Origin of the sequence: Pseudomonas silensiensis, from assembly GCF_050434865.1 — a bacterium.
Taxonomy (GTDB): Bacteria; Pseudomonadota; Gammaproteobacteria; order Pseudomonadales; family Pseudomonadaceae; genus Aquipseudomonas; species Aquipseudomonas fluorescens_W.
In genome coordinates, this window is sequence record NZ_JBNDJH010000004.1 from 248133 (window position 1) to 273452 (window position 25320).

General features: G+C 58.8%; 21 protein-coding genes. 11 read left to right on the forward strand and 10 right to left on the reverse strand.

The genetic code is table 11. From position 1 onward, the window contains the following. The first annotated feature begins 243 nt into the window (after positions 1 to 243). Entirely contained in the window at positions 244 to 2589 is a 2346-nt protein-coding gene (pvdQ, locus tag QF010_RS07775; protein WP_429532806.1) for a bifunctional acylase PvdQ, read from the forward strand. A 55-nt stretch (positions 2590 to 2644) separates the two neighbouring features. On the opposite strand, the gene QF010_RS07780 is transcribed toward pvdQ, so the two are convergent. Continuing rightward, on the reverse strand, positions 2645 to 3646 hold the full coding sequence (locus QF010_RS07780; RefSeq protein WP_429532807.1) for a FecR family protein: 1002 nt from the start codon (positions 3644 to 3646) through the stop codon (positions 2645 to 2647). Between the two features lie 99 nt (positions 3647 to 3745). After that, positions 3746 to 8566 (reverse strand): dermonecrotic toxin domain-containing protein, encoded by a 4821-nt coding sequence (locus QF010_RS07785; RefSeq protein WP_429532880.1) that lies wholly within the window; start codon positions 8564 to 8566, stop codon positions 3746 to 3748. A 231-nt stretch (positions 8567 to 8797) separates the two neighbouring features. Here QF010_RS07785 and QF010_RS07790 point away from each other — a divergent pair, with 231 nt between their 5' ends. Continuing rightward, the gene (locus tag QF010_RS07790; RefSeq protein WP_033055098.1) at positions 8798 to 9838 is read left to right on the forward strand and encodes an Ldh family oxidoreductase; all 1041 of its coding nucleotides are present in this window, start codon (positions 8798 to 8800) and stop codon (positions 9836 to 9838) included. A gap of 92 nt (positions 9839 to 9930) precedes the next feature. Here QF010_RS07790 and QF010_RS07795 read toward each other — a convergent pair whose 3' ends face one another. Next, positions 9931 to 10248 (reverse strand): ElaB/YgaM/YqjD family protein, encoded by a 318-nt coding sequence (locus QF010_RS07795; protein ID WP_033055096.1) that lies wholly within the window; start codon positions 10246 to 10248, stop codon positions 9931 to 9933. A 164-nt stretch (positions 10249 to 10412) separates the two neighbouring features. On the opposite strand from QF010_RS07795, the gene QF010_RS07800 reads away from it, so the two are divergent. Continuing rightward, the gene (locus QF010_RS07800) at positions 10413 to 10664 is read left to right on the forward strand and encodes a hypothetical protein (protein WP_008155229.1); all 252 of its coding nucleotides are present in this window, start codon (positions 10413 to 10415) and stop codon (positions 10662 to 10664) included. Here QF010_RS07800 and QF010_RS07805 read toward each other — a convergent pair. After that, positions 10639 to 11574, reverse strand: coding sequence for a LysR family transcriptional regulator (locus QF010_RS07805; RefSeq protein ID WP_429532808.1), 936 nt, complete (start codon positions 11572 to 11574; stop codon positions 10639 to 10641). The genes QF010_RS07800 and QF010_RS07805 overlap by 26 nt on opposite strands. Before the next feature lie 85 nt (positions 11575 to 11659). Here QF010_RS07805 and QF010_RS07810 point away from each other — a divergent pair, with 85 nt between their 5' ends. Then, positions 11660 to 12583, forward strand: coding sequence for a carbon-nitrogen hydrolase family protein (locus QF010_RS07810; protein WP_429532809.1), 924 nt, complete (start codon positions 11660 to 11662; stop codon positions 12581 to 12583). On the opposite strand, the gene QF010_RS07815 is transcribed toward QF010_RS07810, so the two are convergent. Both QF010_RS07815 and QF010_RS07820 read right to left on the reverse strand, forming a co-directional pair. Next, on the reverse strand, positions 12573 to 14006 hold the full coding sequence (locus tag QF010_RS07815; RefSeq protein ID WP_429532810.1) for a nucleobase:cation symporter-2 family protein: 1434 nt from the start codon (positions 14004 to 14006) through the stop codon (positions 12573 to 12575). The genes QF010_RS07810 and QF010_RS07815 overlap by 11 nt on opposite strands. Before the next feature lie 251 nt (positions 14007 to 14257). After that, positions 14258 to 15160: a LysR family transcriptional regulator gene (locus tag QF010_RS07820; RefSeq protein ID WP_033055090.1), complete on the reverse strand. Its 903-nt coding sequence runs from the start codon at positions 15158 to 15160 to the stop codon at positions 14258 to 14260. 101 nt (positions 15161 to 15261) lie between these two features. On the opposite strand from QF010_RS07820, the gene QF010_RS07825 reads away from it, so the two are divergent. Both QF010_RS07825 and speB read left to right on the forward strand, forming a co-directional pair. Continuing rightward, a complete protein-coding gene (locus QF010_RS07825; RefSeq protein ID WP_429532811.1) occupies positions 15262 to 16353 on the forward strand; it encodes a polyamine ABC transporter substrate-binding protein in 1092 nt (363 codons plus the stop codon). Positions 16354 to 16366: 13 nt separating this feature from the next. After that, entirely contained in the window at positions 16367 to 17326 is a 960-nt protein-coding gene (speB, locus tag QF010_RS07830; protein WP_429532812.1) for an agmatinase, read from the forward strand. Between the two features lie 101 nt (positions 17327 to 17427). Here speB and QF010_RS07835 read toward each other — a convergent pair whose 3' ends face one another. Next, the gene (locus tag QF010_RS07835) at positions 17428 to 18480 is read right to left on the reverse strand and encodes an aldo/keto reductase (protein ID WP_429532813.1); all 1053 of its coding nucleotides are present in this window, start codon (positions 18478 to 18480) and stop codon (positions 17428 to 17430) included. A gap of 205 nt (positions 18481 to 18685) precedes the next feature. On the opposite strand from QF010_RS07835, the gene QF010_RS07840 reads away from it, so the two are divergent. From QF010_RS07840 to QF010_RS07860, 5 genes are all read left to right on the forward strand, one after another. Continuing rightward, positions 18686 to 19402 carry a helix-turn-helix transcriptional regulator gene (locus QF010_RS07840; RefSeq protein WP_033055086.1) on the forward strand — a complete coding sequence of 239 codons (717 nt, stop codon included), beginning with the start codon at positions 18686 to 18688 and terminating at the stop codon, positions 19400 to 19402. Positions 19403 to 19454: 52 nt separating this feature from the next. Next, a complete protein-coding gene (locus QF010_RS07845) occupies positions 19455 to 19796 on the forward strand; it encodes a nuclear transport factor 2 family protein (protein ID WP_008069241.1) in 342 nt (113 codons plus the stop codon). Between the two features lie 26 nt (positions 19797 to 19822). After that, positions 19823 to 20941 carry a cell division protein ZapE gene (gene zapE / locus QF010_RS07850; protein WP_429532814.1) on the forward strand — a complete coding sequence of 373 codons (1119 nt, stop codon included), beginning with the start codon at positions 19823 to 19825 and terminating at the stop codon, positions 20939 to 20941. 16 nt (positions 20942 to 20957) lie between these two features. Further along, entirely contained in the window at positions 20958 to 21539 is a 582-nt protein-coding gene (locus QF010_RS07855) for a DinB family protein (protein WP_429532815.1), read from the forward strand. A gap of 113 nt (positions 21540 to 21652) precedes the next feature. Beyond that, positions 21653 to 22144 (forward strand): GNAT family N-acetyltransferase, encoded by a 492-nt coding sequence (locus QF010_RS07860; protein ID WP_429532816.1) that lies wholly within the window; start codon positions 21653 to 21655, stop codon positions 22142 to 22144. Between the two features lie 48 nt (positions 22145 to 22192). Here the strand turns inward: QF010_RS07860 and QF010_RS07865 are convergent, their stop codons facing one another. From QF010_RS07865 to QF010_RS07875, 3 genes are all read right to left on the reverse strand, one after another. Further along, positions 22193 to 22399, reverse strand: a complete 207-nt coding sequence (locus QF010_RS07865) for a hypothetical protein (RefSeq protein ID WP_429532817.1) — start codon at positions 22397 to 22399, stop codon at positions 22193 to 22195. 96 nt (positions 22400 to 22495) lie between these two features. Beyond that, positions 22496 to 24733: a TonB-dependent siderophore receptor gene (locus tag QF010_RS07870; protein WP_429532818.1), complete on the reverse strand. Its 2238-nt coding sequence runs from the start codon at positions 24731 to 24733 to the stop codon at positions 22496 to 22498. A gap of 297 nt (positions 24734 to 25030) precedes the next feature. Then, a complete protein-coding gene (locus QF010_RS07875) occupies positions 25031 to 25213 on the reverse strand; it encodes a DUF6026 family protein (RefSeq protein WP_033055075.1) in 183 nt (60 codons plus the stop codon). Positions 25214 to 25320 lie beyond the last annotated feature (107 nt).

Genomic DNA, 25320 nt, shown 5'->3' on the forward strand with positions numbered 1-25320 from the left:
CAAAAACTCCTTTTCAGAGCCGGCCAGGAAATGTGATGGGTGCTCTCACTCAATAAGACGTACGAGCAAGGCAAATAATGAAGCCCCGAATGTAGAAATTTTGTCGCCATCACGTCAGCAGCCTGTGAGACGGCGGTAAAAAGCGTCTTTCACGGCCTAAATTTTTGTCATTTGTTTCGTTCCTAGGGGAAGGCGCAGTGCGTGTATGACGCAGGGTGTTTGTCTTTTCGATCAGGAGCGAGCGTGATTATTTCCAGGCAGTTAACCCGGTTGAGCCTTGCAGGCGTGTTGGTAGGCTTGAGTCTTGCGGCAAACGCACGCAGTCAGCCAGAGCAGGCGAGCGCCGACATTCGCCGGACCAGTTTCGGTGTGCCGCATATCCGTGCCGACAACGAACGCGGGCTCGGTTATGGCATTGGTTACGCCTACGCTCAGGACAACCTGTGCTTGCTGGCCAATGAGATCACTACCGTGAACGGCGAACGTTCGCGCTATTTCGGCCCGGATCAGTTCACGGTCGAAGAACGCGAAAACCTGGTCAGCGATCTGTTTTTCAATTGGCTGAACACGCCACAGGCCGTCGAGGGTTTCTGGCAGGCGCAAACCCCGCCAGTGCGCGATCTCATTGAAGGGTATGTGGCGGGTTATAACCGTTCGCTGACAGAGCGTCGGGTGCAGGGTTTGCCGCCGCAGTGTCAGGGCGACTGGGTGCGCGAGATTACCGCCCAGGATCTGGTCAAGTTGACCCGGCGCCTGCTGGTCGAAGGCGGATCAGGGCAGTTTGCCGAAGCATTGGCCGGCGCAACGCCACCCAACGCCGTGGCTCATGTGGCAGGCGACCCCTTGTCGTTCCAGGTGGCCGCCTCGCGCATGCAGCGTTTTGCCCTGGATCGCGGCAGCAACGCCGTGGCGGTCGGCAGTGAGCGTTCGTTCAATGGCCGCGGCATGTTGTTGGCCAATCCGCATTTCCCTTGGGTCGGCGGGATGCGTTTCTATCAAATGCACCTGACCATTCCCGGCAAACTGGACGTCATGGGCGCGGCGCTGCCGGGGTTGCCGATGATCAACATCGGTTTCAACCAGCACCTGGCGTGGACCCACACGGTGGACTCGTCCAAGCATTTCACCTTGTATCGCCTGCAACTCGATCCCAAGGATTCGACCCGTTATCTGCTCGACGGCAAGTCATTGCCGATGAAGAAACAGACCCTGACCGTGAACGTGAAACAACCGGATGGCCAGACCAGACCGGTTTCTCATGTGGTCTACAGATCGCAGTTCGGCCCGATCGTGCAATGGCCCGGAAAGCTCGACTGGGACAACCAGTTCGCCTACAGCTTGCGCGACGCCAATCTGGATAACGACCGGGTCTTGCAGCAGTGGTATGCAATGAACCGCTCGGTCAGCCTCAAGGACCTGCAGGCCTCGGTGCACAAGATCCAGGGGATTCCGTGGGTCAACACCCTGGCGACGGATGATCAGGGGCAGACGCTGTACATGAACCTCTCGGTCGTGCCGAACGTCAGTGCCGACAAACTGGCCAGGTGCAGTGATCCGCGGGCCGGGTTGCAGATGATCGTCCTCGACGGTTCCAACAGTGCGTGTGCCTGGGACATCGACCCGACGGCCGCACAAAAAGGCATTTTTGCGGCAGACAAGTTGCCGCAGCTATTGCGCAAGGATTTTGTGCAGCACTCCAACGATTCGGCCTGGATGGCCAACCCGGCACAACCGCTTACCGGTTTTTCGCCCCTGATCAGCCAGGATGGCCAGCCATTGGGGCTGCGCTCGCGTTTTGCGCTGGATCGCCTGAACTCGTTGAACAAGGCAGGTCCCATAACGGCGATGGATCTGCAACACATGGTGATGGACGACCAGGTGTATCAGGCGGCACAAGTGATGCCGGACCTGCTGCAGTTCTGTGCGGCGGCACTGGGTGCCGATGCGCCGGCGCTCGCGCCGCTGTGTGCCAGCCTCAAGACCTGGGATCGCAGCGCGAATCTGGACAGTGGTCTGGGGTTTGTGCATTTCCAGGATGTCATGGCGTCGCTACAGGAAACGCCTGATCTGTGGCGTGTGGCGTTCGATCCGAAAGACCCGCAACACACACCGCGTGGCCTGGCGGTCAATCGTCCGGAAGTCGCAAAGGCAGTTCGCGAAGCGATGCTGGCGTCGGTCGCTCAGGTGAACAAGAGGGGGCTCAAGGCCGATAGCCGCTGGGGTGATATCCAGGTGGTCAGCAGCGGTGGCCAGCAGACACCGATTCACGGTGGACCTGGCACGCTTGGCGTTTATAACGCCATTCAGAGCGTGCCGAGAACCGACGGGAAACTCGAGGTCGTCAGCGGTACCAGCTATTTGCAGGTCGTGACCTTCGATGACAAGGGACCGCAGGCCCAGGGGCTGCTGGCATTTTCGCTATCCAGTGACCCGGCCTCCAAGTACTCCAGAGATCAGACCGTGGCGTTTTCCAGGAAGCAGTTGAGTGTGTTGCCGTTCACCGAACAGCAGATCACGTCCGATCCGCAGTACCAGGTTCAGACGATCCGCGAGCAGGATGAAAAAGCCGGGAAGGTGGCCGTACAGTAACGCTGATGGTGTTTGAACGAAGAATGAAGGCCGCACCTTGCAAAGGTCGCGGCCTTCAGCTTTTTGGGGCTTGTTGCGGAATGGAATTGAGGACCGGATTGCCATCCTTGTTGCGGGTCAGGTAGACCGGCAACACCTTGGGCAGGGAAGCCACCAGGTTGTTGAGCTCTTTGATGTTGTAGATGCCGCCGATGCGAATCGAGCCAGTGCTGTTGTCGGCCACCATCAGCGGTTTGCTCAAGTAGCGATTGATCAATGGCAATGCGTCGGTCAGCGCCAGATCATCGAGCACCAGTTTTCCGCTGCGCCAGGCCAGTGAGTTGTCATTGTCGTAAGTCTGACTGATCCGGGGAGTGAAGTCGCCGCGTCTATAGCTAGCCTGCATCGCTGGCTCGAGGCGCAAACCGTCACCTGTAACGGCGTCATTACTGCTCACCAGCACCGACCCTTCTATCAGGTTCACGCGTACCTGGTCTTCATACATCCAGACATTGAATTTGGTGCCGGTGACTCGAATCCTGCCTTCGGCCGCTTTGACAATGAAGGGGTGTCGAGTGTCATGGCTGACGCTGAAGAAGGCTTCGCCTTTTTTCAGCGTGATCCGACGTTGATCCTTGTAGTTGCTGAACGTCAGCTCACTGCCCAGGTTAAGTTCCACCTGACTGCCATCGCTCAGGGTGACCTGGCGGACATTGTCGTTCGCCTCGAAATGTTGGTAGGAATTGGGTAACCAGCCCAGGTTCCAGCCGCTATAGGCCGCCAGCGGCAATGCCATGGCGCAAACCGCGGCGGCAATACCGAAGGTGCGCCAAGGCGTAGCAGGTTTGGCGCGGACCATCGGGACCACGGCTTCTGGACGTGGCAAGTCCCCCGCGACATCCCAGATCTCCAGCATGGCCTCGTACTCGAACGCGTGAAGCGGATGAGCGTCATGCCATTGCTCGAACGCCAGCCGCTCTTCAGCAGTGCAATCGTTGGCGTGCAGACGCATGCACCAATGCGCAGCGGCATCGGTGATTGCGTCATATTGGGCTTGCGAGAGAGGGTTGTCGGTCATTGACTCATCCTGATTTCCTGCATTCTAACCTTGTGAGGAAGTCTGCGAGAACAACCGTCATGGCAATTACCCATCAAACTGGCGCTTATTATTAAAAATTTAAGGGGTGCTGGTGTGCAATTGGCGACCCAGATGAGTGATCAGCCAGGTCACGCTGTCGGCGTTTGCGAGTTGCACCCCCAGTCTGATCAGTGGGTCTTTTTTGAAGGTTGTGCGGGCACCGCTGAGGTTGTCCTGGCCGGTCAAGGTCAAGATATGTTTCTTTATCCGATCCGTATTTCCATCAGAAGTATGACCCAGGTCCTCCCATTCACCGTCATCAGGGTTCAGGACTTTGAACAGCTGTGTATACGGCGTCTTGATTGACAATGCGCTGCCCTGAAGATCGCTTAAGGCAGTCTTGAGCTCAGTGGCGTAAGGACTGGCCGCTCCTATCAGGTCGACGAACGGTCTGCCGGTATCGAGATAAGAAATGTCTTCGGTATTGCAGGCAATGTGCGAAACCTCATGGATCAGGGTTGCCGCCCGGGCATGAGTGTTGATGGGGAAGGCGGAGTCGGACAGGTGTGGATGGTAGAAGTCGAAATTGGGGAAGAAGAATTTCTCTGTCAGGTAAATTTTCCTTTTCAGGTCCTTGGGAAGGGTGAAGGCGTAGGAGTTTTCCTCGTGATTGAGCAGCTTGCCGATCACAAAACGCTTGGAGTTCGGCTTTCTGAGTGAGGGGTCCAACAGGGCCGCAAAAATGTCGCCCAAGGCTTTTTCGAGCTTCTCCACATGTGCGTCCGTCACTGCGGGCACATCGATAAAATCCATGATGAGGCGATGCACGGGGGTGACCGTGCCGTCTGACGTTTTCAGCAGTTGCAGGTTGCGGAAGCTGTTCCATGCATAGGTGGTTGCCAGATCCAGCGCCTCGTCAATTTGACGAGCCTTTTGCGGAAAAATTTGACGGATTTGGGGCATTCCACGAGCTTCGACATTAATGCTTACCCACACCGAAATAGCGTTCTGTACCCGGTTTACAAGGCTGAAGCGGGGCGCCGGTGTTTCCCTGTTCAGAACCCATTGCTTCGATTCGTTCAGACGTAGATAAGGGCCACGGTTTTTTGTGTCGCTGATGCGCCAGCGGGTGCCGTGCTTTTCGACGGGATACACTTTGCCTTCAACCGGCCCGTAGTGTTTTTTTGTCGACGGATGAGAGTAGAGCCCAAGCCTGGAGTCGTGTGCCAGCGAACCTAGATCGACGTCAATGCTTTCATGACGCTTCAACTGCGTGCGCTCGGGTGCGGTGATGTCGATGGCCTGCCATTTGAGTCGGGGGGCGGGCGTTTCTGGCGCCGGCACGCTGGTCGTCGAAGGCTCCGTCACTGGATCCTCCATCGATTGCCGCAATGAGGCCAGTTGTGCAATGCCGCTGATAAATTCCTTTATCGCCGCCCCCCATTTGTGCGTTTGTAGGTCCTCGGCGGACTGCTTGATGTCGCGATAAATGCGCCACACCGTGATCGGGTAGGCAAGCTTGCCGGTCAAGAACGTAAAGGCCTCATGCAAATCTTCACCCAGCACATGCTTGATGGTTGCCCATTCACCCTGCTTGCTGTCATCGGTCTGACAACCGAGCAATCGGGTTAATAACCCGACGTTGTCGTTGAACAGGTGTTCGAACAGATTCCCCTTGATCGGATTGGACGCCAGCGTCACTTCGGGGAGGCGGTTACTGGAGGTCGCCATCCTGTACTCAAGCTGTATCCGATCAGGCTGCGCAAGGTTCATGAGTACCCAGTCGAGCAGGCCGCCGCGAGTCTTAAGTTCTGTCAGCAGTTGTGTTTCATTCTTGTATTCTTTCACGCCGTGCCGAGGGCTGTGAGGCGCGAGAAGGACCTGTGGCGCTGCACTATCGGCCGATGATCCAATCAGATAGACCCCCGGTATTTTAATCGCCTGTTCGCTCTTGATACCCAGGATTTCAAGTGGGCGGATGATCGCGTGGGCACCGTCGACAGCCGCGCGGGCGATGGCGTCGGGCATATCCATGACTTGGCGAATAAGGTCAAACCCGGTTTCGCTCAGGCGCTCTTGTAGTTTTTCCGAATGGGCGTAATGCATCAGCTGCCAGGGTAATTGTGCGTAAAACCGCTTCCGGCGGTCCGTTGCATTCGCCTGGCTGTCTGCAAAGGCTTCGTTCAATGTCGTTTGTTGATGTTCACCCAGCTTCAAGTTTCGTATCAGGTCTCTGATGTAGCGTTGGTCCATGTCCTCGGGAATCTCGGTGTTATCAAGCGACTCCAGTCTGAAATGGGTTATGTCCAAATCCTTGAAATGGGTCAATGCAAAGTCGCTCAAGGTTTGAGTGCTGGCCGCAGACCTCGGGCTTGCGTTGATCAGGATCTGGATCTTGTCCGGATCAATGTCGAACGTATCTGCCTTGAGTTGTTTTTCAAGTGCATGGTGTGCCGTGCGAGCCAGGGAGCGTATGCCGGTGAGGTAGTCCTGGTCGTCGGTGACATTGTTGAGGTATTGCTGAAGCAACTCCCCATGCAATATCTGATCTTTGATGGACGCCTTGGCCAGCCATGCGGGCAGTTTTTGCTGGGTCGTCAGGGATAGGGCAATGTCCGCCGCACGGTCCAACCCAGTCATCGGTTGGCGTAGCGCCACCAGCTTCAGAAGACTGGCCAGGGTTGTCGCGGGGAGCTTCGTAGCCAGCGCACCGGTGACGCACACCTGGTCCAGCTGGACATAGGGCTTTTGCACGTGATCGAGAAAATGCTCATCTATTCGCTGCAGCGGCGCCAGGGTGTAAGTCTTTCCGGCCACTCTCTCGCTACGTCCAAGGTTCTCCAGAAGAGTGGTGCGAACATCGGCGTCCTTGAGGCGTCGATCCAGCTCGCTCAGCAACGGAGTCAATGCCCTGAAGGCTTCAAATCCCGACGCCGGCGTCCACAAAATTGCCTTGCCCGAATGCTTCGGGTCCAGGCCTCCACGTTCAGTCAGCACAAAACAACTGGCCAGTTTCAACGGGGCTGTGGCTTCGTTTGCCTTCAACGCCAAGGAAAATACGTCCGGCAAAAAGCCGTTCAATGCAGCTCGCTGCAAGCGTACCGGAGTATCGAGTACGGTTTTGATGATCGCCTGTTCCGTCGCACTCAAGGTGCGCATGACAGCGTGCAGATTCAATTCACTGCGCAATGCCGTTGACAGGGCGTGAGTAAAACTCGATTGCAAGCTCCCGAGCGACGACTCGACGATGCGCTGTGCCTCGGCAATTGTGCGGGTTGTTGTGGGAATGACTGGATGGTTGTCGAGGAGATGGTCGAGCGCATGCTCAACGGAGGAGAGTCGCGCCAGCTGCTCTTTGGCCGACTCGGCGCGAACGGTGGCCGGTTGCGCGCTCCAGCGCTGGTCAGCGTGTGTACTCCAGCGTCCTTCGGTATCGGCCGCCAGCAGTCGATCGTCGATCAGTCCCCGGACATCCAGCGCCTTGTCGATCAAGGCTTGAGGATCCTGTGTACCGTCGCTTTCACGGTAACGGCTCAGCGCGTGGGACAGGTTCTCCCGTTGTTTGCCAAGGATGTCATCCATTAATTGTTCAAATACCGGGCCGATGATCGGCTCACCGACGATGACACGCTCATCCGCGGTCAATGACAGAAACGTGCCGCGCTCGTCCGAAGACATGAAGTTGAGCAGCGTGTCTTCGTGGCCTTCGCTTTTCATCATCTCCAGGACGATTCTCCTGACAGCGGGCAGATCGCTCGTCGCCTCGATGCCCCTGGACTGTGTGTACAGAAAGCCCAGGGTTTCGCGGCTGCCGATCATCAGGGTCAAGGCCAGCTGCGCGTAATGCTTGAAGGGCGCGGTGATACGCACTTTTTCGATGCGAAGAGGATCGACGGTTTCAGGCTCGAGGCTGACATTCATCAGTCTCAGGTATTCCTGCGTCGTTAGAACACCTTGTTGACGCTGAAGCAAAAGCTTCACGTGAAAGGTATCGCGCAAACCCTCGGCAAAAAACGCCGAGCGTGACTGCCCGTTGATCATCGGTGTGTTCCAGAACGTCTTGAGCAGGCTCTGCAAGTGAGGGGTAAAACTTTGCGCGATCTCTTTGACTGCGCTTTCCCAGGCCCGGTTATCGGCGTCGCTGCTCACACTGTGTTGGGGATTGGAAAAGACTCTGGAGTCACCAGCCGGCCACTGGTTGGTCAGGTAGTAATGCAGCAGGGCATCACTCAGTGAAAGCGAGGAAAGCGTGTGCGGGTCATCGCGGCCATTGGAGGCTGAAATAGTCCTGACAAAGCTCCTCAGTCGAGTAAGGCGCTGGTCCAGTTTGGGGAACGGATTGTGCAACGCGTTCTTGAGGGTCTCGTCCAGCATCGATTGCAGTGTTGGCAGCTTGGCCAGTTCGCCCATCATCGTCTTGAGGTTCTGAGCCTGATTGCGCTCGAGGGTGAGTTGCTGGTCCTGGAACACTGCCCCTTCGATTGTTTTCGTGGCAATGTCTGGCGCAGTGGCGGCCGCTAAAGCGCTGCGTTGTTCGATGGAGAGAAAGCGCAGCAGCTCACGCTTCCCGGTGGGCTGTGCCAACCATTCCTTGAGTCTGCTTTTGAGGTCCTCCATGTCCGCGAATTTGACCAGGCCTTTCCACGGGGTGTAGAGCGTGACTTCTCCAGCGTTGGGCCGGCTCATGGCAAAAGCGCCGGCCAGGGGGATATCGGGTGCATCAGGTACGCTTAAAAGCAGCTGGTCGACGTGCATGGGCTTGCTATTGGCGATACGGATTTGATGCGTCGCCAGATAAACAACCTGCAACCACTTCAGGTCATCAATCGTGAAGGACAGTTCATTTTCGCGTTCATCGGGCTGTCTGGCTCTGGATGCAATTTCTGCCTCGTCGAAAAAATACGGTAATGGACTACTCATGGTTTTTCCTCGATGTGCTGCGATCGGCGGGTGATCGCAGGCCGTTGGATTGAGGAAAAACAGTACGGTCAATGGAAGGCTCGAGTGCGGTACATATTGCTTGAGCCAAACAGGCTGTCGAGACTTGACAGGACGCCGGTAAAACAGCGCTTAATCGACAACTGTTTTGGGTTGCTTTGCAACCTTGTTTCACCCTGTTGCCCGTACTCAATAATAAAACTGGAGCTTCAGATGACCGCAACGCCCGAAGTGGCCGTCAGTTCGAACACTCAAACGCTCGATTTCGACGCGCTCGTTCTTTTGCTTGAGCAGATTTTTCAGCGCCATGGCACCTCCGCTGAGGTAGCCAGGACACTGGCCCTCAACTGCGCCGGCGCCGAACGCGATGGCGCCCATAGTCATGGCGTGTTCCGCATTCCCGGTTACGTATCAACGCTCCAGAGCGGCTGGGTCAATGGCCAGGCCGTGCCGGTGGTCGAGGACGTGGCTTCGGGCTTTGTCCGGGTCGACGCCGGTAATGGTTTCGCCCAACCGGCCCTCGCGGCAGCACGCGCACTGTTGGTTGAGAAGGCCCGCAGCGCTGGCATTGCGGTGCTGGCGATTCGTAACTCCCACCATTTCGCCGCCTTGTGGCCGGATGTCGAGCCCTTTGCCTATGAAGGGCTCGTGGCGCTGAGCGTGGTCAACAGCATGACCTGCGTGGTGCCGCACGGCGCCGATCGTCCGCTGTTCGGGACCAACCCGATTGCTTTCGCCGCGCCTCGGGCTGACGGCGATCCGATAGTCTTCGACCTGGCGACCAGCGCCATTGCCCATGGCGATGTGCAGATCGCCGCACGCAAGGGCGAGCGTTTGCCGCCAGGCATGGGTGTGGACGGTCTTGGCCAGCCGACCCAAGACCCGAAAGCAATTCTCGAGGGCGGCGCGTTGCTGCCGTTTGGCGGGCATAAAGGTTCGGCGCTGTCGATGATGGTGGAGCTGTTGGCGGCGGCGTTGACCGGTGGCAATTTTTCCTTCGAGTTCGATTGGTCGAATCATCCGGGCGCCAAGACGCCGTGGACGGGCCAACTGTTGATCGTGATCGACCCGAGCAAGGCGGCCGGGCAGAACTTTGCCGAGCGCAGTCAGGAACTGGTCCGGCAGATGCACGGGGTAGGGCTCAAGCGTTTGCCGGGTGATCGACGTCACTACCAGCGAGCCAAGGCCAGCACCGATGGCATCCCGCTCGACGCGCAGACATTGGCGAATTTACGGGCATTGGCCGGGCTCTGAGGTCTGCATACTCTCAGTCTGCATAAAAGCCGGGCAAGAAAAAGGCGAGCTCAATGCTCGCCTTTTTGCTTTTGTACCTAAAGCAGAACCGCTTACCGCCGACCGAGCAACAACCCGACTACCAGGCCGAAACCGGCAGAGATCGCCACGGTTTGCCACGGATGACCACCTATGTAGGTTTCAGTGGCTTCGACCGCAGGTTTGGTCCGGTCACGAACGCTGGTGACAGAGTCCCGAGCCTGCTGAAGTTTCAGGGCGATCTGCCCACGAAGGGTGTCCGCTTCCTCACCCACCAGTGAGGCACTGCTTTTGAGCAACTTTTCCGACTCTTCGATCAGAGCCTGAAGTTCGCTGAAGGCTTGATCCTTGATCTGGTCTTCGGCGATTTGTGCGGCGGTTTTCCGGGCCATTGAGGTACTCCTTGCAGATAAATGGACAGTGAACAGTGGAGTCTGTCGTCAGCGAAAAAGTTGCAGTGGATTTCGCGTTTACCCAACCCTGACGAAAAATCCTGAGTCGGACATTTCTTCCTACAGTGTAAGATGTCGCCTATTTTACGCAGCAGGTAACTCCCATGAGCTTCAATCTGGCCGACAAACCCCTTGCCGAGCGCGCTGCGCTTGAAGATGAGAAATCCCGTCTGTTCGATCTCTGGCAAAGCAACCTGGGCAAGTCCAAGGGCGAGGCCGCACGACTGTTCGGTGAACGCGCCAAGCGCAAAGGCAAATGGGCGGAGTGGGTCCGTGCCGAACTTGACGGCATGTCGCCCCCGGAATTTGCGAACATGGTGCGCAGTGAAGTCAATCGCCTGATGGCTGCCAAGTAGCGCTCGTAAAACTCGCGACAATCGCTTCCCGCACTTTCAGCACCACCGGATCGAGCTGCGTACTGGTGCGCCAGCCCAGTTCGATCGGGTAACGCGGCAACGCCAGAGGGCAGGGCAGCAGTGCCAGTCTGCTGAGCGCCGCAATGCTTTGGGCCGCATGGGCCGGAATGGTCGCCACGGCCTGACTGCCCTTGAGCAAGTGCGGTAATGCCGCAAAATGTGTGGTCGAGGCGCACACACGCCGACTCAACCCCAGCGCCGCCAGCCCCTCATCGGTGATCCCGATAAAGCCGCCCGACGACACCAGAATGTGCTCGCGGGCGACGAACTCATCAAGGCTGAGGGTCTGCTGTCCCTCGGCCAGGCTGAGCGGGTCCACCAGGCACAGATAACCGCCTTCTCCCAACACCTGACGGCTGAGCAAGCGCTCGGCAAATCCGCCTGCGGTGATCGCCAGATCAATGCTGCGTTCCATCAACGCCTGGGCGACGATCTGGCTATGGGTCTGACGAAAGATCAACCGCAGCTTCGGCGCGACGCAGGCGATTTCCTCGATCAGCCGGCGCCCATAAGCGATTTCGAAATCATCGGACATACCCACGGTCACCGAACGCCCGTCGTAATGGTGAGCGTGCGGATCGACCATCGCCAGGCTCTGCCGGCATTTGTTCAGGGCATCGCTGACCACCGGTTTCAACTGATTAGCCTTGAGCGTAGGCGCGAGCCCTCGGCCGGTTCGCACAAACAACTGATCGCCATACACCTCGCGCAGCCTTCGCAATGCGGCGCTGACGGCTGATTGCGTCACGCCCAGACGCAACGCGGCCCGGCTGGCGCTGGACTCTTCATGCAGTGCTTCGAAGACTTTCAGCAGGTTGAGATCGACGGTGGCGATATTCATTTGGTTCATATCATTCAGCAGTGAACGGGGCTTTATTGATGATCCCGTGGCGCCTGAGAATGAGCAACACCTCATTGCTTTCGGAGTTACTGCGATGCCCAAGTCAATCGTTGCTGCACTGCAAATCGGCTCTTTACCCGGCGGCAAAGCCGAGACCCTGGAACAGATCCTTTCTTGGGAAAACGCGATTATCGAATCCGGCGCCGCGCTGGTGGTCATGCCGGAAGCGTTGCTCGGTGGCTACCCCAAAGGCGAGGGCTTTGGTACTCAGCTGGGTTATCGACTGCCGGAAGGGCGTGAAGCCTTTGCCCGGTATTTCGCCAATGCGATCGACGTGCCCGGCGTGGAAACCGAAACGTTGGCCGGGCTGTCTGCGCGCACCGGCGCCAACCTGGTGATCGGCGTCATTGAACGCGCCGGCAGCACCTTGTACTGCACCGCGTTGTATTTCGATCCGCAGGCCGGGCTGGTCGCCAAGCACCGCAAACTGATGCCCACCGGCACCGAGCGGTTGATCTGGGGCAAAGGCGATGGCTCGACGCTGCCGGTGATCGACAGTCAGGTCGGGCGGATCGGCGCGGTGGTGTGTTGGGAAAACATGATGCCGCTGCTGCGCACCGCGATGTACGCCAAAGGCGTGGAGGTCTGGTGCGCGCCAACGGTGGACGAGCGAGAAATGTGGCAGGTCAGCATGCGCCATATCGCCCATGAAGGACGCTGCTTTGTGGTCAGCGCCTGTCAGGTCCAGGATTCACCGCAAGCCTTGGGCGTGGCGATCGCCAACTGGCCGGCGGACCGGCCATTGATTGCCGGTGGCAGCGTGATCGTCGGGCCGATGGGCGATATTCTGGCGGGACCGTTGCGTGACAGCGCCGGTTTGCTCACCGCAGAAATCGACACCGATGACTTGGTCCGCGCCCGTTACGACTACGACGTGGTCGGGCACTACGCGCGCCCGGACGTGTTTGAGTTAACGGTGGATGAGCGGGCCAAGCCTGGTGTGCGCTTCACCGCGTGACCGGGACATCCGGGTTCTCCATGACCCGCAGGATCGAGGCTTCCGGATCGAAATCGTCCTCTTCCAGCTCAATGAACTCTTCGGGCAGGAAGATATTCAGCACGATTGCGCACAGCGCGCCGACGGTGATCGGCGATTCGAAGATGTTGTGCAGCGCCTTCGGCAACTCGCGCAGCACTTCCGGAACCGCCGCGACACCCAGGCCCATGCCGAGCGAAATCGACACGATCAGCATGTTGCGCCGATGCAGGCCGGCTTCGGCGAGGATCTTGATCCCGGCGACGGCGACGGTGCCGAACATCACCAGTTCAGCACCGCCGAGTACCGGTTTGGGCATCAGTTGCAGCACCGCGCCGATCATCGGGAACAACCCCAGCACCACCAACAAACCGGCAATGAAGAACGCCACGTAGCGGCTGGCCACGCCGGTGAGCTGAATCACGCCGTTGTTCTGGGCGAAGGTCACCATCGGCATGCTGTTGAACACGGCGGCCATGGCCGAGTTGAGGCCATCGGCGAGCAGGCCGGACTTGATTCGGCGGAGGTAGATCGGGCCTTTGACCGGCTGCCGCGAAATCATTGAGTTGGCGGTCAAGTCACCGGCGGCTTCCAGTGGCGACACGAGGAAAATCACCGCCACCGGCACAAACGCCACCCAATCGAAGTTAAAGCCGTACTTGAACGGCACCGGTACGCTCATCAGCGGTACGTCGGGCAGGCTGGCGAAGTTGACGTCACCCATCAGCCAGGCCACGACATAACCGAGGGTCAGGCCGATGACGATCGCACCGAGACGCAGGAACGGCACATCGACCCGGTTCAATACCACAATCGTTCCGAGCACCAGGGCGGCCAGGGCCAGATGACTGGCCGCGCCGAGGTCCGCCGCACCGAAGCCGCCGGCGATGTCGGTCATGGCGACTTTGATCAGCGACAGGCCCATCAGCGTGATGATCGTGCCGGTCACTACCGGGGTGATCAGCATGCGCAATTTGCCGATGAACTGGCTCAACACCACTTCGATGAAGGCAGCGAAAAAGCACACACCGAAGATGGTCGACAGGATCTCATCGGTGCCGCCACCCCGGGCCTTGACCATGAAACCGGCACTGAGAATCACGCTGATGAATGAGAAGCTGGTGCCTTGCAGACACAGCAGGCCAGAACCGATCGGGCCGAAACGTCGTGCCTGAACAAACGTGCCCAGCCCCGAAACGAACAGGGCCATGCTGATCAGGTAAGGCACTTCGCTTTGCAGACCGAGGGCGCCCCCCATGATCAGGGTCGGGGTGATGATGCCGACGAAACTGGCGAGCACATGTTGCAGGGCGGCGAAGACGGTGGCGGTCAGATGCGGGCGGTCGTCGAGGCCGTAAATCAGGTCGTTATTACGCGGGGCGGGGGCTTTTTCAGAGGCGGTCATGGTGGTGTGCATGCCAGAAGGCGGGCCGGGTCAAAAAATGGAGGCGCAGGATGCCAGCAGCGGGCATCGAGGGCAAACGATACAGAGGCGGTGTACGCAGAACCTGTGGCGAGGGAGCTTGCTTCCGCTGGGCTGCGAAGCGGCCCCAAAATCGGCTATCGCAGTATTTCAGTCATACCGTATGTGACGGATTTACGGCTGCTGCGCAGCCGAGCGGGAGCAAGCTCCCTCGCCACAGGGTGCAGTGGAGATCAAACGGGCGCCGCGAACGCTGCTAACAAATCCTCTTCAAACGCCTTCTGCGCATCCCCCGGCACCTGCGCACGATGGCGGGCCAGATGGAAGGCCACATCAAAACTCATATCGCCACGGCGCACGGCGCGCAGCAGTCCCTTGTCTTCCCAGCTGCGGGCAAAGTGTTCGGGTAAATAACCGACATGCTTGCCCGAGAGAATGAAGGCGAGGGTGCCTTCGACTTGCTCCGAGCGCGCCGAACACATCTTCCCCTGGAAGGGCTCGTCGCTGCGCAGGAAACGGTAAGGGTGATCGACCCGGTCACAAGCCTGTAGCGCCAGATCATCAGGCGCATCGTCGGTGAACAGCGGATGGCCAGGGGCGCAATACAAGTGCTGGGTTTCAGTAAACAGTTCGCGATAGTCAAAAGCGCTTTGCACTTGTGAGAAATAGCCGATCGCCAGGTCCAGTCGTTGTTGCAGCAGCAACCGTTCCATTTCGCCAGGCATGGCGCTGATCAACTCGATGCGAACCGATTCGTCCCGTTCACGGAAGCGCCGGATCGCATCGGCGACCCGTTGCAGCACGGATTGATCGAGTGCTTCGGACAGCCCCAGACGAACCTCGCCGATCAAACGCCCGGCCACACCATTGGATTGGTGGCGGAAGGCTTCGATGGACTCGAACAGGCTGCGAGTCGCGCTGAGCAGTTGTTCGCCCTTGGGCGTGATCTTGAAACCACCCTTGCCACGACTGCACAGGCGATAGCCGAGCCGGGTTTCCAGTTTGGCCATTTGCTGGCTGATGCTCGACTGGCTCAAGCCCAACTCACCCTGAGCCGCGCTGAAACCGCCGCACTCCACCACGTTGACGAACAGGCGCAGCAGTTGCAGGTCGAGATCATGGAGTTGGCCGAGCATCAAACATTACTCCGGGATAAAGTCAGGATAACAAACTTGATATTTCACCAATGTATCCGACGACGCATTCTGCATCCACTTCCTCTGGTCAGGTGTTCGTCATGGCTCCCACCTTCAAGTTGTGTTTATCCGCGCTGTTTCTCGCCATGGCCGTATCGGCTCAGGCCGAGGAAAGAGTCATCAATCTCTATAGTTGGGCCGATTACGTTGCGCCGGAAACCTTGCAGCGGTTCGAGCAGGAAACCGGCATTCACGTGCGTTACGACACGTTCGACGCACCGGAAGTGCTCGAAACCAAACTGCTCACCGGTGGCAGCGGTTATGACGTGGTGGTGCCGTCGTCCAGTGTTCTGGCACGCGGGTTGGCGGCCGGTGCGCTGAAGGCCATTCCTCACGAAGGCCTGAAGGGCTACGCCAACCTTGATCCGGATCTGTTGGAAAAACTCGCCGCGGTCGACCCGGGCAATCTCTACGGTGTGCCTTATACCTGGGGCACGCTGGGGCTTGGGATGAACGTCGAAGCGGTGCGCAAGCGCTTGCCGAACGTGCCGCTCAACAGCCTGGACCTGCTGTTTAAACCGGAGTACGCCAGCAAACTGAAGGACTGCGGCATCGCGATCATCGACTCGCCACAGGAGGTGATCGGTCTGGCGTTGCACTATCTGGGTAAAGATCCCTACAGCACGGACAAGAACGACCTGGACGCGGCGCAAGCGTTGCTGCATCAGTTGCAGCCTAACGTGTTGTACGTCGCCAGCGGACGGCAGATCAACGATCTGGCCAACGGCAGCGTCTGTCTGGCCCTGGCCTATAACGGTGACGCGAGCATGGCCGCCGATCAGGCGCGCAAGGCCAACAAACCCTATGAAATCGCCTACCGGATTCCTAAGGAAGGCACCCTCGTGTGGCAGGACAACCTGGCGATCCCCAAGGACGCGCCACATCCCGAAGCCGCCCGCCAGTTCATTGAATTCATGTTGCGTCCGGAGTCCGTCGCGGCGCTGACCAACACCTTGTTCTTTGCCACCGCCAACCAGGCCGCCACGCCGCTGGTGGATGAGGCCGTGCGCACCGATCCGGACATTTACCCACCCGCCGACGTGCGTGACCGGCTGTACGCCGACCGCAGCATGAGCCTCAAGGACATGCGTCAGCGCACCCGTGTGTGGACCACTTTCCGTAGCCGCCAATAATAAGGAACCCGAGATGGACGTCCCGATGCAAAACGATCAGGCCATGACCCGCGACAGCCTCTACGGCACTGCCGCCGAAAGTACCTACGCCGGCATCACCAGTTTCATGCGTCGTCGCTACAGTCGCGACTTGCGCGGCGTTGATGTAGCGGTCAGCGGTGTCCCGTTCGACACCGCCACCAGCAACCGCCCCGGCGCGCGTTTCGGACCACGCGGCATACGTGCCGCGTCCACCGGGATTGCCTGGGAACGCCATTGGCCATGGACCTTCGACCCGTTCGACCATCTGGCGGTCATCGACTACGGCGATTGCGACTTCGATTACGGCACACCGCAGTCGGTGCCGGAAAGCATCGAAGCCCATGCCGAGCACATTCTCAATGCCGGTAGCGCGATGCTGACGTTCGGCGGGGATCACTTCATCACGTATCCGCTGCTCAAGGCTCATGCGCGTAAACATGGTCCGCTGTCGTTGATCCACTTCGACGCCCACAGCGACACCTGGCCGGACGAAGACGGCAAGCGCGTCGATCACGGCACGATGTTCTGGCACGCGGCCAAGGAAGGTTTGGTGGATCCGTCGCGTTCGGTGCAGATCGGGTTGCGCACCACCAATGACGATCACCAGGGCTTTCAAGTGCTGGATGCGCGGCAAGTGCATCGAAGTGGTGTTGATGCGATTGTCGAAGCCATTCGGGCGCGGGTCGGTGATAACCCGGTGTACCTGACGTTCGACATTGATTGCCTCGATCCGGCTTTCGCTCCAGGCACCGGAACGCCGGTGTGCGGCGGCTTGAGCACGGTGCAGGCGCTGGAAATCCTCGGTGGCTTGCGCGGGATCAATCTGGTGGGGATGGACGTCGTGGAAGTGGCGCCGGCCTACGACAGTGCGGACATTACCTCACTGGCGGCGGCGATGTTGGCGATGGAAATGCTGTGCCTCTATGCAGCGAAGCATAAGGTCGACCGGTAAAACGCCTTCGCGGGCAAGCCTCGCTCCTACAAGTTTTGTGGCGTTCACACATTTGTGTTCGCCGATATCCTGTAGGAGCGAGGCTTGCCCGCGAAGCTTTTTCAGGCCACTGGGATGATAGGCAGATCCAGGGTTTCAGCCCCGGTAAATCGCGCCATCGACCCGGCAATGGATTCATGGGGCACGCCCATCTCCACACCACTGACCCCATCAAGCCGCGACAGTTGATCCCCACTCAATTGCACATCCAAAGCACCCAAGGTCGCATCGAGTTGTTCACGGGTGCGCGAGCCGAGAATCGGAATCAGCGCCGTGGTCGAACGCTTGGCTTTTTCCCGCAGCCAGGCAATGGCCACGTGCGTCGGGCTGGCGCCCAGTTCTGCGGCGACGGCCAGCAACGTGTCGAGCAGGGCGGTTTCACGGGCGCTTTTCTCGGCGTGGATCAGCACGCCGAGTTTGGCGGCGCGGTTGTCGCCATCGTTGGTGCGGTACTTGCCGGTGAGGAAGCCGCCACCCAACGGTGACCATAACGTCGCGGCTAGGCCCAAGGCTTCGGCCATCGGCAGCTGTTCACGTTCGGCGGTGCGTTCGGCAAGGCTGTATTCCACCTGAATCGCAGCAATCGGTGAGAAACCACGTACTTCGGCCAGCACATCGGCTCGCGCGATGCGCCACGCCGGGAAGTTCGACAGCCCTGCGTAGTGAATTTTGCCGGCGCGCACCAGATCGTCGAAACCGCGCAGGATTTCTTCCATCGGCGTTACGCCATCGCTCATGTGCGCCCAGAACAGGTCGATGTGGTCGGTGTTGAGTCGTTTCAGGCTTTCTTCCACGGCGCGAACCATGTTCTTGCGGTTGTTGCCGGTGTGGGAAATGCCCGCAGCCGGCGTGGTCCCCAGGGTGTATTTGGTGGCGATAACCAGACGATCCCGTTCCGCTGCGATGAACTCGCCGAGCATGGCTTCCGACTGGCCCGCCTGATAGCCGTTCGCGGTGTCGATGAAATTGCCGCCGGCCTCCAGGTAGCCATCAAAAATGCGTTTGGCTTCGTCACGCTCGGCGCCATGACCCCAACCGGTGCCGAAATTACCGGCGCCCAGCGCCAGTTCCGAGACCCGCAAGCCGGTTTTGCGGCCGAAGACTTTGTAATGCATGGGATGACTCCTGAAGGAAAAAGCGTTGGGGGTCGAATATAAATGTCTGTCGACATGTATTTAATATGATGCGAGTAATATTTGGCGTCAAGGGGCTTTTCCGTTCGCAAGAGAAAGGCCGACCACCGGCCTCATTGCTACTGCCACTTTCTGACAGGGTCCTCTGCTAAGCTCCGACAACTTTTACGGACAGAGCCTGCCAATCGTGTCGCGGACCACTCGTTTACTGACCTTGTTGCAAGTGCTGCGTGGCAAAAGTCGACCGGTGACCGCGGCGACGCTTGCCGGTGAATTGGAGATTTCCGAGCGCACGCTGTACCGCGACATCGCCGAACTCACCGCGCTCGGCGCGCCAATCTACGGCGAAGCGGGGATCGGCTATGTGCTGCGCAGCGGTTTGTTTCTGCCGCCGTTGATGCTCAACGCCGATGAAACCGAAGCCATCGTGCTGGGGTTGCGCTATGTCGATCAGCGCGGCGATGAGGTGTTGAGCAAGGCGGCGGCGGATGCGCTGGCCAAGATTGCTGCGGTATTGGCGCCTGAAGCGCTGGACGCGTTACGCAACCCGACAGTGTTGCCGGGGCCGCCCGGTTATGGCTTTGCGCCCAACGCGGTGCCACTGAATGTGTTTCGCCAGGCCATCCGCGATCAGATCAAGCTGCACATTGATTACGCGGACGCCCATCAGGTGCCGAGCCAACGGCTGATCTGGCCGCTGGCCCTGGGGTTTCTGAACGAGGTGCGAATCATCGTCGCCTGGTGTGAATTGCGCAGCGCCTATCGCACCTTTCGCACCGACCGGATCTCGGCGGCGAACGAGCAGGGCGAGCGTTATCCGGGGCGGCGCAGCGACCTGCTGCGCACCTGGCGCAAGCAGATGCAACTGGACGAAGCAGGGCGCTTCACTCCTGACAAGAACTGACACAGGCTTGTTTTAGCATGGCTCCAGAATCAACAAACAAGGAGCCGTAACCATGTCCAATCCCGCCTCTTCACTGGCACCCGCCATCGCCGCCTACATTGCTGCCGCCAATGCTCGCGACACCTCGCGGGTCGCCAGTTTTTTCGCTGAGGATGCCAATGTGTTCGATGAAGGCCAGCACCAGGTCGGCACTCACGCCATCGCGCAATGGATGCAAGACACCGCCCAGCGTTATCAGCCACGGGTCGAAGTGCTCGACGTGCAACTGCGCACCGGCAAAGTGCTGGTGCATAACCTGATCTCCGGAACGTTTCCGGGCAGCCCGCTGGAATTGCGCTACATGTTTCGCCTGAATGAACAGGGCAAGATTGCCCGGCTAGACATCTCTCTCTAACCAAGGGGCATGGCATACTGCCGCGCATGAATGTCGACTCCCCCTTAAGCGCCTGGCAACACGCCATCGAACAGAAGGGCTTCGTCCAGGACGAAGCCCAGGAACATGCCGTGTGGGCGCTGCAGAAATGCTACGAGGCGCTGCATGAAGGGCGCACCCCGATCACTGGCGTGTACCTCTGGGGCCCGGTCGGGCGCGGCAAGACCTGGTTGATGGATCAGTTTTACCAAAGTCTGAAGGTTCCGGCCCGTCGCCAACACTTTCACCATTTTATGGGCTGGGTCCATCAGCGTTCGTTCCAGCTGACCGGCACCGCCGACCCGTTGAAGGCGCTGGCTCGCGAACTGAGCGAGGAAGTGCGGGTCCTGTGCTTTGACGAACTGTTCGTCAACGACATTGGCGACGCGATCATTCTCGGGCGTTTGTTTCAGGTGATGTTCGAGCAGGGCGTGGTGGTGGTCTGCACCTCCAATCAGCCACCGGACCAGCTGTACGCCGATGGCTTCAATCGCGATCGGTTCGTGCCCGCCATCGAAGCCATCAAGAAACATATGCAGGTGATCGCGGTGGATGGCGGCGAAGATCATCGCCTGCACCCAGGCAAAGCTTTGCAACGTTACTGGGTGGCGGCGCCCGGGCAGCCCAGCGCGCTGGGTGAAGTGTTCAAGGCATTGACCGTCGGCCAGTCGGTGTCCAGTGACCCGATCAAGGTGGGCTACCGCTCTCTCAATGTCGTTCAGGCCAGTCAAACCGTGCTCTGGACTCGTTACGCCGATCTCTGTGAACAGCCGTTTGCCGCCATGGATTTCATCGCCCTGTGCGACACCTTCAGCGCTATTCTGTTGAGTGACGTGCCCAACCTCAGCGCGCAAAAGCGCGAAGGGCGCATCGCCCGAGGCACTGAAGACGGCGTCGAACGGGTGGTGGCGGGCGATCGCGAGTTGCCGCAATTGTCGGTGCATGACGACGGTGTACGGCGTTTCATCGCCCTGGTGGACGAGTGCTACGACCGCAAGGTGCCGCTGTGCCTCGAAGCGCAGGTGCCCATGGAGTCGTTGTACACCGAAGGTTATCTGGAGTTTCCGTTCCGCCGCACCCTCAGCCGTTTACAGGAAATGCAGCTGCAACGCTTCGCCGAAGCTTGAACAAGGAGCCGCGAACATGAATCAGCCTTTGTCGCACCATTTGCTGACCATGGCCTATCAAAACGCCTGGGCCAATCATCGTCTCGCCAAGGCCTGGAGCCAGTTGACTCCGGCCGATCTGGCGGCACCGCGGGTCAGCTTCTTTCCCAGTCTGCGCGCCACCCTCAATCACATCCTGACCTGCGACTGGTTTTACGTGGATGCGCTGGAGCGCGAGTTGCGCGGTGATGATCCGCATCCCGAATGCTATGTGTTTTTCAACCAGGACGAGCCGTTTACGCACGCCGGGGACCTTAAGCGTGAACAAGCGCTGGTGGACCGTCGACTGATCGCCTATTGCGAGCAAATGCGCGATGCAGACCTCGGCAAGATCGTGACCATCGCCCGGGACACGCCGCAACATGACAGCCGCTTGCGCCTGCTGTCCCATCTGTTCGAGCACCAGATCCATCATCGCGGGCAGGTTCACGCCATGCTCAGCGGCACCCCGGTCAAACCACCGCAACTGGACGAGTTTTTCTGTGCCGGTGAGTCAGGCCTGAGGGCTGAGGATTTTGCCGAGCTGGGGTGGACCGAGGCGCTGATCTGGGGCGCTTGAGCGAAAAATTACCGCAGGATCGGGTTGTCGACACAACTGTGCCCGCGATATTGTCGGTCGGCCCTTCAGTGCGAGATGCACTGGGGCAACTTAATGTGTGAACGAGGGTGGAAATGGAATCCGCAGAAATTCTTGTGCTTCAGGCCAGTTACACCAATGCGGTGCATGCCGAGGCTATTGGACTGGTGCTGAATGCTTACGCCGAAGACCCGATGGGTGGCGGCCACTCGTTGCCCGCCGACTTGTTGAAGCAACTGCCGGCGGAACTGGCCAAACGTCCCCACGCGTTCAGCGTTCTGGCCTTTGTCGGTGGCGAGCCGGCCGGGCTGGTCAATTGCTTTGAAGGTTTCTCGACCTTCGCCTGTCGACCGCTGGTTAATGTGCACGATGTGATGGTGGTGAAGAAGTTTCGCGGCTTGGGGTTGAGCCAGAAGATGCTGCAAAAGGTCGAGGACATCGCTCGCCAGCGCGGTTGCTGCAAAATCACACTGGAGGTGCTGGAAGGTAATGCGGTCGCCCAGGCTTCCTATGGCAAGTTCGGTTTTGCCGCAGGCATGTTCGACCCGGCGCACGGTCGGATGCTGTTCTGGACCAAAGCGCTTTAAGGTATTACGAGCAAAGAAAAAGGGCGTCCATCAGGACGCCCTTTGTCGTTACGGTTTGTAGTGCTCGGTCACTTGCGCGGTTTGATCATCCGGAACCCTGATTTCAGTCGTGTTGCTGGCGTTACTTTGATTGGCTGCTTGGCTGAGCCGCAGGCTCTCAAAGTAATACCGCATGCGTTCAGCACCACCTTCGGCGAATGCAGCGGTTGAACTGAACATCATCAGGCCAGCGAGGATCATGGTTGTACGTTTCATGGTGTGCCCCACTACGAGTTGTCGGGTCCTTTCTTCCATGAAGCAGTGTCGAAGGGACATTATCCGCCGATTCCGTCAAATGGGAATTACCAGCACCTAGAGCTTCCAGTCCAGGCTGAGGGTCACCGTGCGCGGGTCACCCCAGAACACACCGTTATAGAACCCGACGTTGTCGTAATACTTCTTGTCGAACAGGTTATCGACGTTCAGCGAGGCAGACAGGTGCTGGTCGAACTCATACCGCGACATCAGTTTGACCACGGTGTAGGCCTCTTGCCGCATCTTCGTCCTTTCGGTGATCACCGCACCGTTGGCATTACGTCCCACCGGATGACTGGCGGCGCGGAACACATCGCTCTGCCAGTTCACCGCGCCACCCACGGTCAGTGCCTGCCAGTCGCCGGGCAGACGATAGGCCGTGGAGAGCCGGAACATGTTCAGCGGCTGGTTGGTATTGGCGCGTTTCTTTTCGCCATTGGCCGAGTGGGTGTAGGTGTAGCCGGCCGTCATGTTCCAGCCCGCCATGAGCTCGCCCGAGAGCTCGGCTTCGAAGCCCTGAACCTTGTTGCCTTTACCGCCTGACTTGAAGAACTCCTCGCCGGTGACCGGGTCCGGCGGCACCGAATCGTCGAGTTCGGCAACGTTGTCCTGTTTGCTCCAGAACAGCGCGGTGGCGAGGTTCAGACGTTCTTCAAGCAGGCTGCCCTTGAGCCCCAGTTCATAGTTGCTGCCCACCACTGGCTCGAGGTATTTGCGATGGCTGTCGCGATTGTCTTGCGGGTTGAAGATGTCGGTGTAACTGACGTACGCCGTGTATTCGGGGGTGAGGTCGTAGAGCAGCCCGGCGTAGGGCGTCCACATGTCGTTGTGTTCCTGGCGGGTGGCATCGACGCTGCTCAATTGCAGGTTGGCGTCGTACTTGTTGGTCTTGCTCGACATTTTCCAGCTGCCATAACGACTGCCGAGTACGGCGTGCAGGTCATCTGTCAGGCTCAGGCGAGTGGCCAGGTAACCGGCCTTCTGGCGGGTACTGTCTTTTGAACCTGAAAGGCGGGTGACCGTGTCGGGAAACTTGGCGATGTTGCCCATGTATTTCCAGTCGCGGATGCTTTCGTAATCCTCCGCCCTTGGGCCGTCCACCATGTAGGGGGAGTCTTCCCGGCGCTCGGCCTCGCCATAGCCGATCATCATTTCGTGTTCCCGTCCGAACAGCGAGTAAGGGCCCGCCACGTTGAAGTCATAAGCCTTCATTTTTTGCGTACTGAGCATGTGACTGACGTTGGCGCTCATGCCACTGCGATCTGCTTCAGGAAAACCCCCGCCGCCGTAGTAGATCTTGCCGTCGGTGTCGCTCTCTCGATGGGTGTAGGCGGCCTTGGCGTGCCAGCCGGCACCCAGTTGGTGTTCCAGCGTGGCGAACGCGGTTTTGTCCTTGAGTGGCCAGGAACTCCACGACGTGGCCATGTTGGTGGAGCGTCCGAGGTTGGCCTTGCCACCGTCGGCGTTCCAGTACGGCACCGTGCCCCAGGACGTGCCCTGGACGTGTTTGTTCTGATAGTCGTAACCCACGGCCAACACGGTGTCATCGGTCAGGTCGGCTTCGAGAATGCCGTAACCGACCTCCCTTTGTTGCTGGTACTTGTCGCGGAACGAATCGCTGTCGCGATAGGCCAGCACACTGCGTCCGCGCAAACGGCCGTCGAACGCCAGCGGGCCGCCGACATCCAGATAACTGTAGTAGTCGTCATAACTGCCGCCGCTGACACCGGTCTGGACTTGCCACTGCGCCGTCGGCCGTTTACGCACCATGTTGATGGTGGCGGAAGGGTCGCCCGCACCGGTGGTCAGGCCGGTGGCACCGCGAACCACTTCGATGCGGTCGTAGATGATGGTGTCGGAATCGGACTTCATGTAGCTGAAGGTGTTCAGCATGCCATCAATCTGGAAATTGGTGATCGAGTAACCCCGGGACGAATAGCTGACCCGGTCCGAATCGTTGTGCTGAACGACGATGCCGGTGGTCTGGCTCATGGCTTCGGACAGCGTGCCGAGTTTGAAATCGTCCATTTGCTGTCGCGTGACCACGGACACCGATTGCGGCGTTTCCTTGATCGACAGGTTCAAGCGCGTCGCAGTGCTCATGGCACCGGTGGTGTACGACTCGGTGTTTTCGGTGGTGCTGCCTAAACCTTGGGCGGTGACATGGGTGGCGCCCAGTTCGAGGGTGCGGCCGGGCTCTTTCTCAGGTCCGGTTTCAGCCAGCAAGTCGGGGCACAGGGCGGCACTGCACAGGCCCAGGGTAAAGGTCATGGAACGGGTGATAGGCGCGAACATCGCAGCCGACTCCTTGTCTTCGAGGAAAAAATTCCGTTTGTTCAAAGACGAAGGGGAGGGACGGGATTTAGCTGTAAACGAGAATAATTGTTATCTTTGCGAAGTATCGGACAGCACAGTCGCGCAATGGCGTAGGAAAAGGGGGCCGGAGCTAATGCCAGTCGCGGATACCGAGCGGCCATAGGGCGCGGGAGTATCAACAGGCAGATGTGAAAACTTCGTGAGTTGACGGGGCTGTCAAAAAGGGGATGGCAGGTCGGAAACAGCAGTGGGCTGCTTCCGAATCAAGCGAGGGGATCAGGCGTGAGGCACACGGTGAGTGACGGGCAAAGGCTGGGCCTGATTGCTTTGTGTCAACAAGCGCAATTGCGCGAGCTCCTGCTTCAACTGGTCGCGCTCGTCTTTCAACTGGCGCAATTCATCGCGACGGATCGTGACGTAAAGGGTTTGTGCTGGTCGTGCTGCGTGTACTGTGCCCATTGCTCACCTCGCAAATGGCTGCCTCAACTGTAAATCCGCCCCGACATCGGTGCTTATTTACTATCGGCTGCGATTTTGATTTCTTTTGCCCCTGAAGGGAACTTTTT

Coding starts and splice junctions, on each gene's coding strand:
- QF010_RS07815 (WP_429532810.1), bottom strand. CDS start 14,006: ATGACCGCCTCTGAAAAAGCCCCCGCCCCGCGTAATAACGACCTGATT.
- QF010_RS07875 (WP_033055075.1), bottom strand. CDS start 25,213: ATGGGCACAGTACACGCAGCACGACCAGCACAAACCCTTTACGTCACG.
- QF010_RS07870 (WP_429532818.1), bottom strand. CDS start 24,733: ATGTTCGCGCCTATCACCCGTTCCATGACCTTTACCCTGGGCCTGTGC.
- QF010_RS07780 (WP_429532807.1), bottom strand. CDS start 3,646: ATGACCGACAACCCTCTCTCGCAAGCCCAATATGACGCAATCACCGAT.
- zapE (WP_429532814.1), top strand. CDS start 19,823: ATGAATGTCGACTCCCCCTTAAGCGCCTGGCAACACGCCATCGAACAG.
- QF010_RS07805 (WP_429532808.1), bottom strand. CDS start 11,574: ATGAACCAAATGAATATCGCCACCGTCGATCTCAACCTGCTGAAAGTC.
- QF010_RS07810 (WP_429532809.1), top strand. CDS start 11,660: ATGCCCAAGTCAATCGTTGCTGCACTGCAAATCGGCTCTTTACCCGGC.
- QF010_RS07845 (WP_008069241.1), top strand. CDS start 19,455: ATGTCCAATCCCGCCTCTTCACTGGCACCCGCCATCGCCGCCTACATT.
- QF010_RS07835 (WP_429532813.1), bottom strand. CDS start 18,480: ATGCATTACAAAGTCTTCGGCCGCAAAACCGGCTTGCGGGTCTCGGAA.
- QF010_RS07820 (WP_033055090.1), bottom strand. CDS start 15,160: ATGCTCGGCCAACTCCATGATCTCGACCTGCAACTGCTGCGCCTGTTC.
- QF010_RS07790 (WP_033055098.1), top strand. CDS start 8,798: ATGACCGCAACGCCCGAAGTGGCCGTCAGTTCGAACACTCAAACGCTC.
- QF010_RS07825 (WP_429532811.1), top strand. CDS start 15,262: ATGGCTCCCACCTTCAAGTTGTGTTTATCCGCGCTGTTTCTCGCCATG.
- QF010_RS07795 (WP_033055096.1), bottom strand. CDS start 10,248: ATGGCCCGGAAAACCGCCGCACAAATCGCCGAAGACCAGATCAAGGAT.
- QF010_RS07860 (WP_429532816.1), top strand. CDS start 21,653: ATGGAATCCGCAGAAATTCTTGTGCTTCAGGCCAGTTACACCAATGCG.
- QF010_RS07800 (WP_008155229.1), top strand. CDS start 10,413: ATGAGCTTCAATCTGGCCGACAAACCCCTTGCCGAGCGCGCTGCGCTT.
- QF010_RS07865 (WP_429532817.1), bottom strand. CDS start 22,399: ATGAAACGTACAACCATGATCCTCGCTGGCCTGATGATGTTCAGTTCA.
- QF010_RS07785 (WP_429532880.1), bottom strand. CDS start 8,566: ATGAGTAGTCCATTACCGTATTTTTTCGACGAGGCAGAAATTGCATCC.
- QF010_RS07855 (WP_429532815.1), top strand. CDS start 20,958: ATGAATCAGCCTTTGTCGCACCATTTGCTGACCATGGCCTATCAAAAC.
- speB (WP_429532812.1), top strand. CDS start 16,367: ATGGACGTCCCGATGCAAAACGATCAGGCCATGACCCGCGACAGCCTC.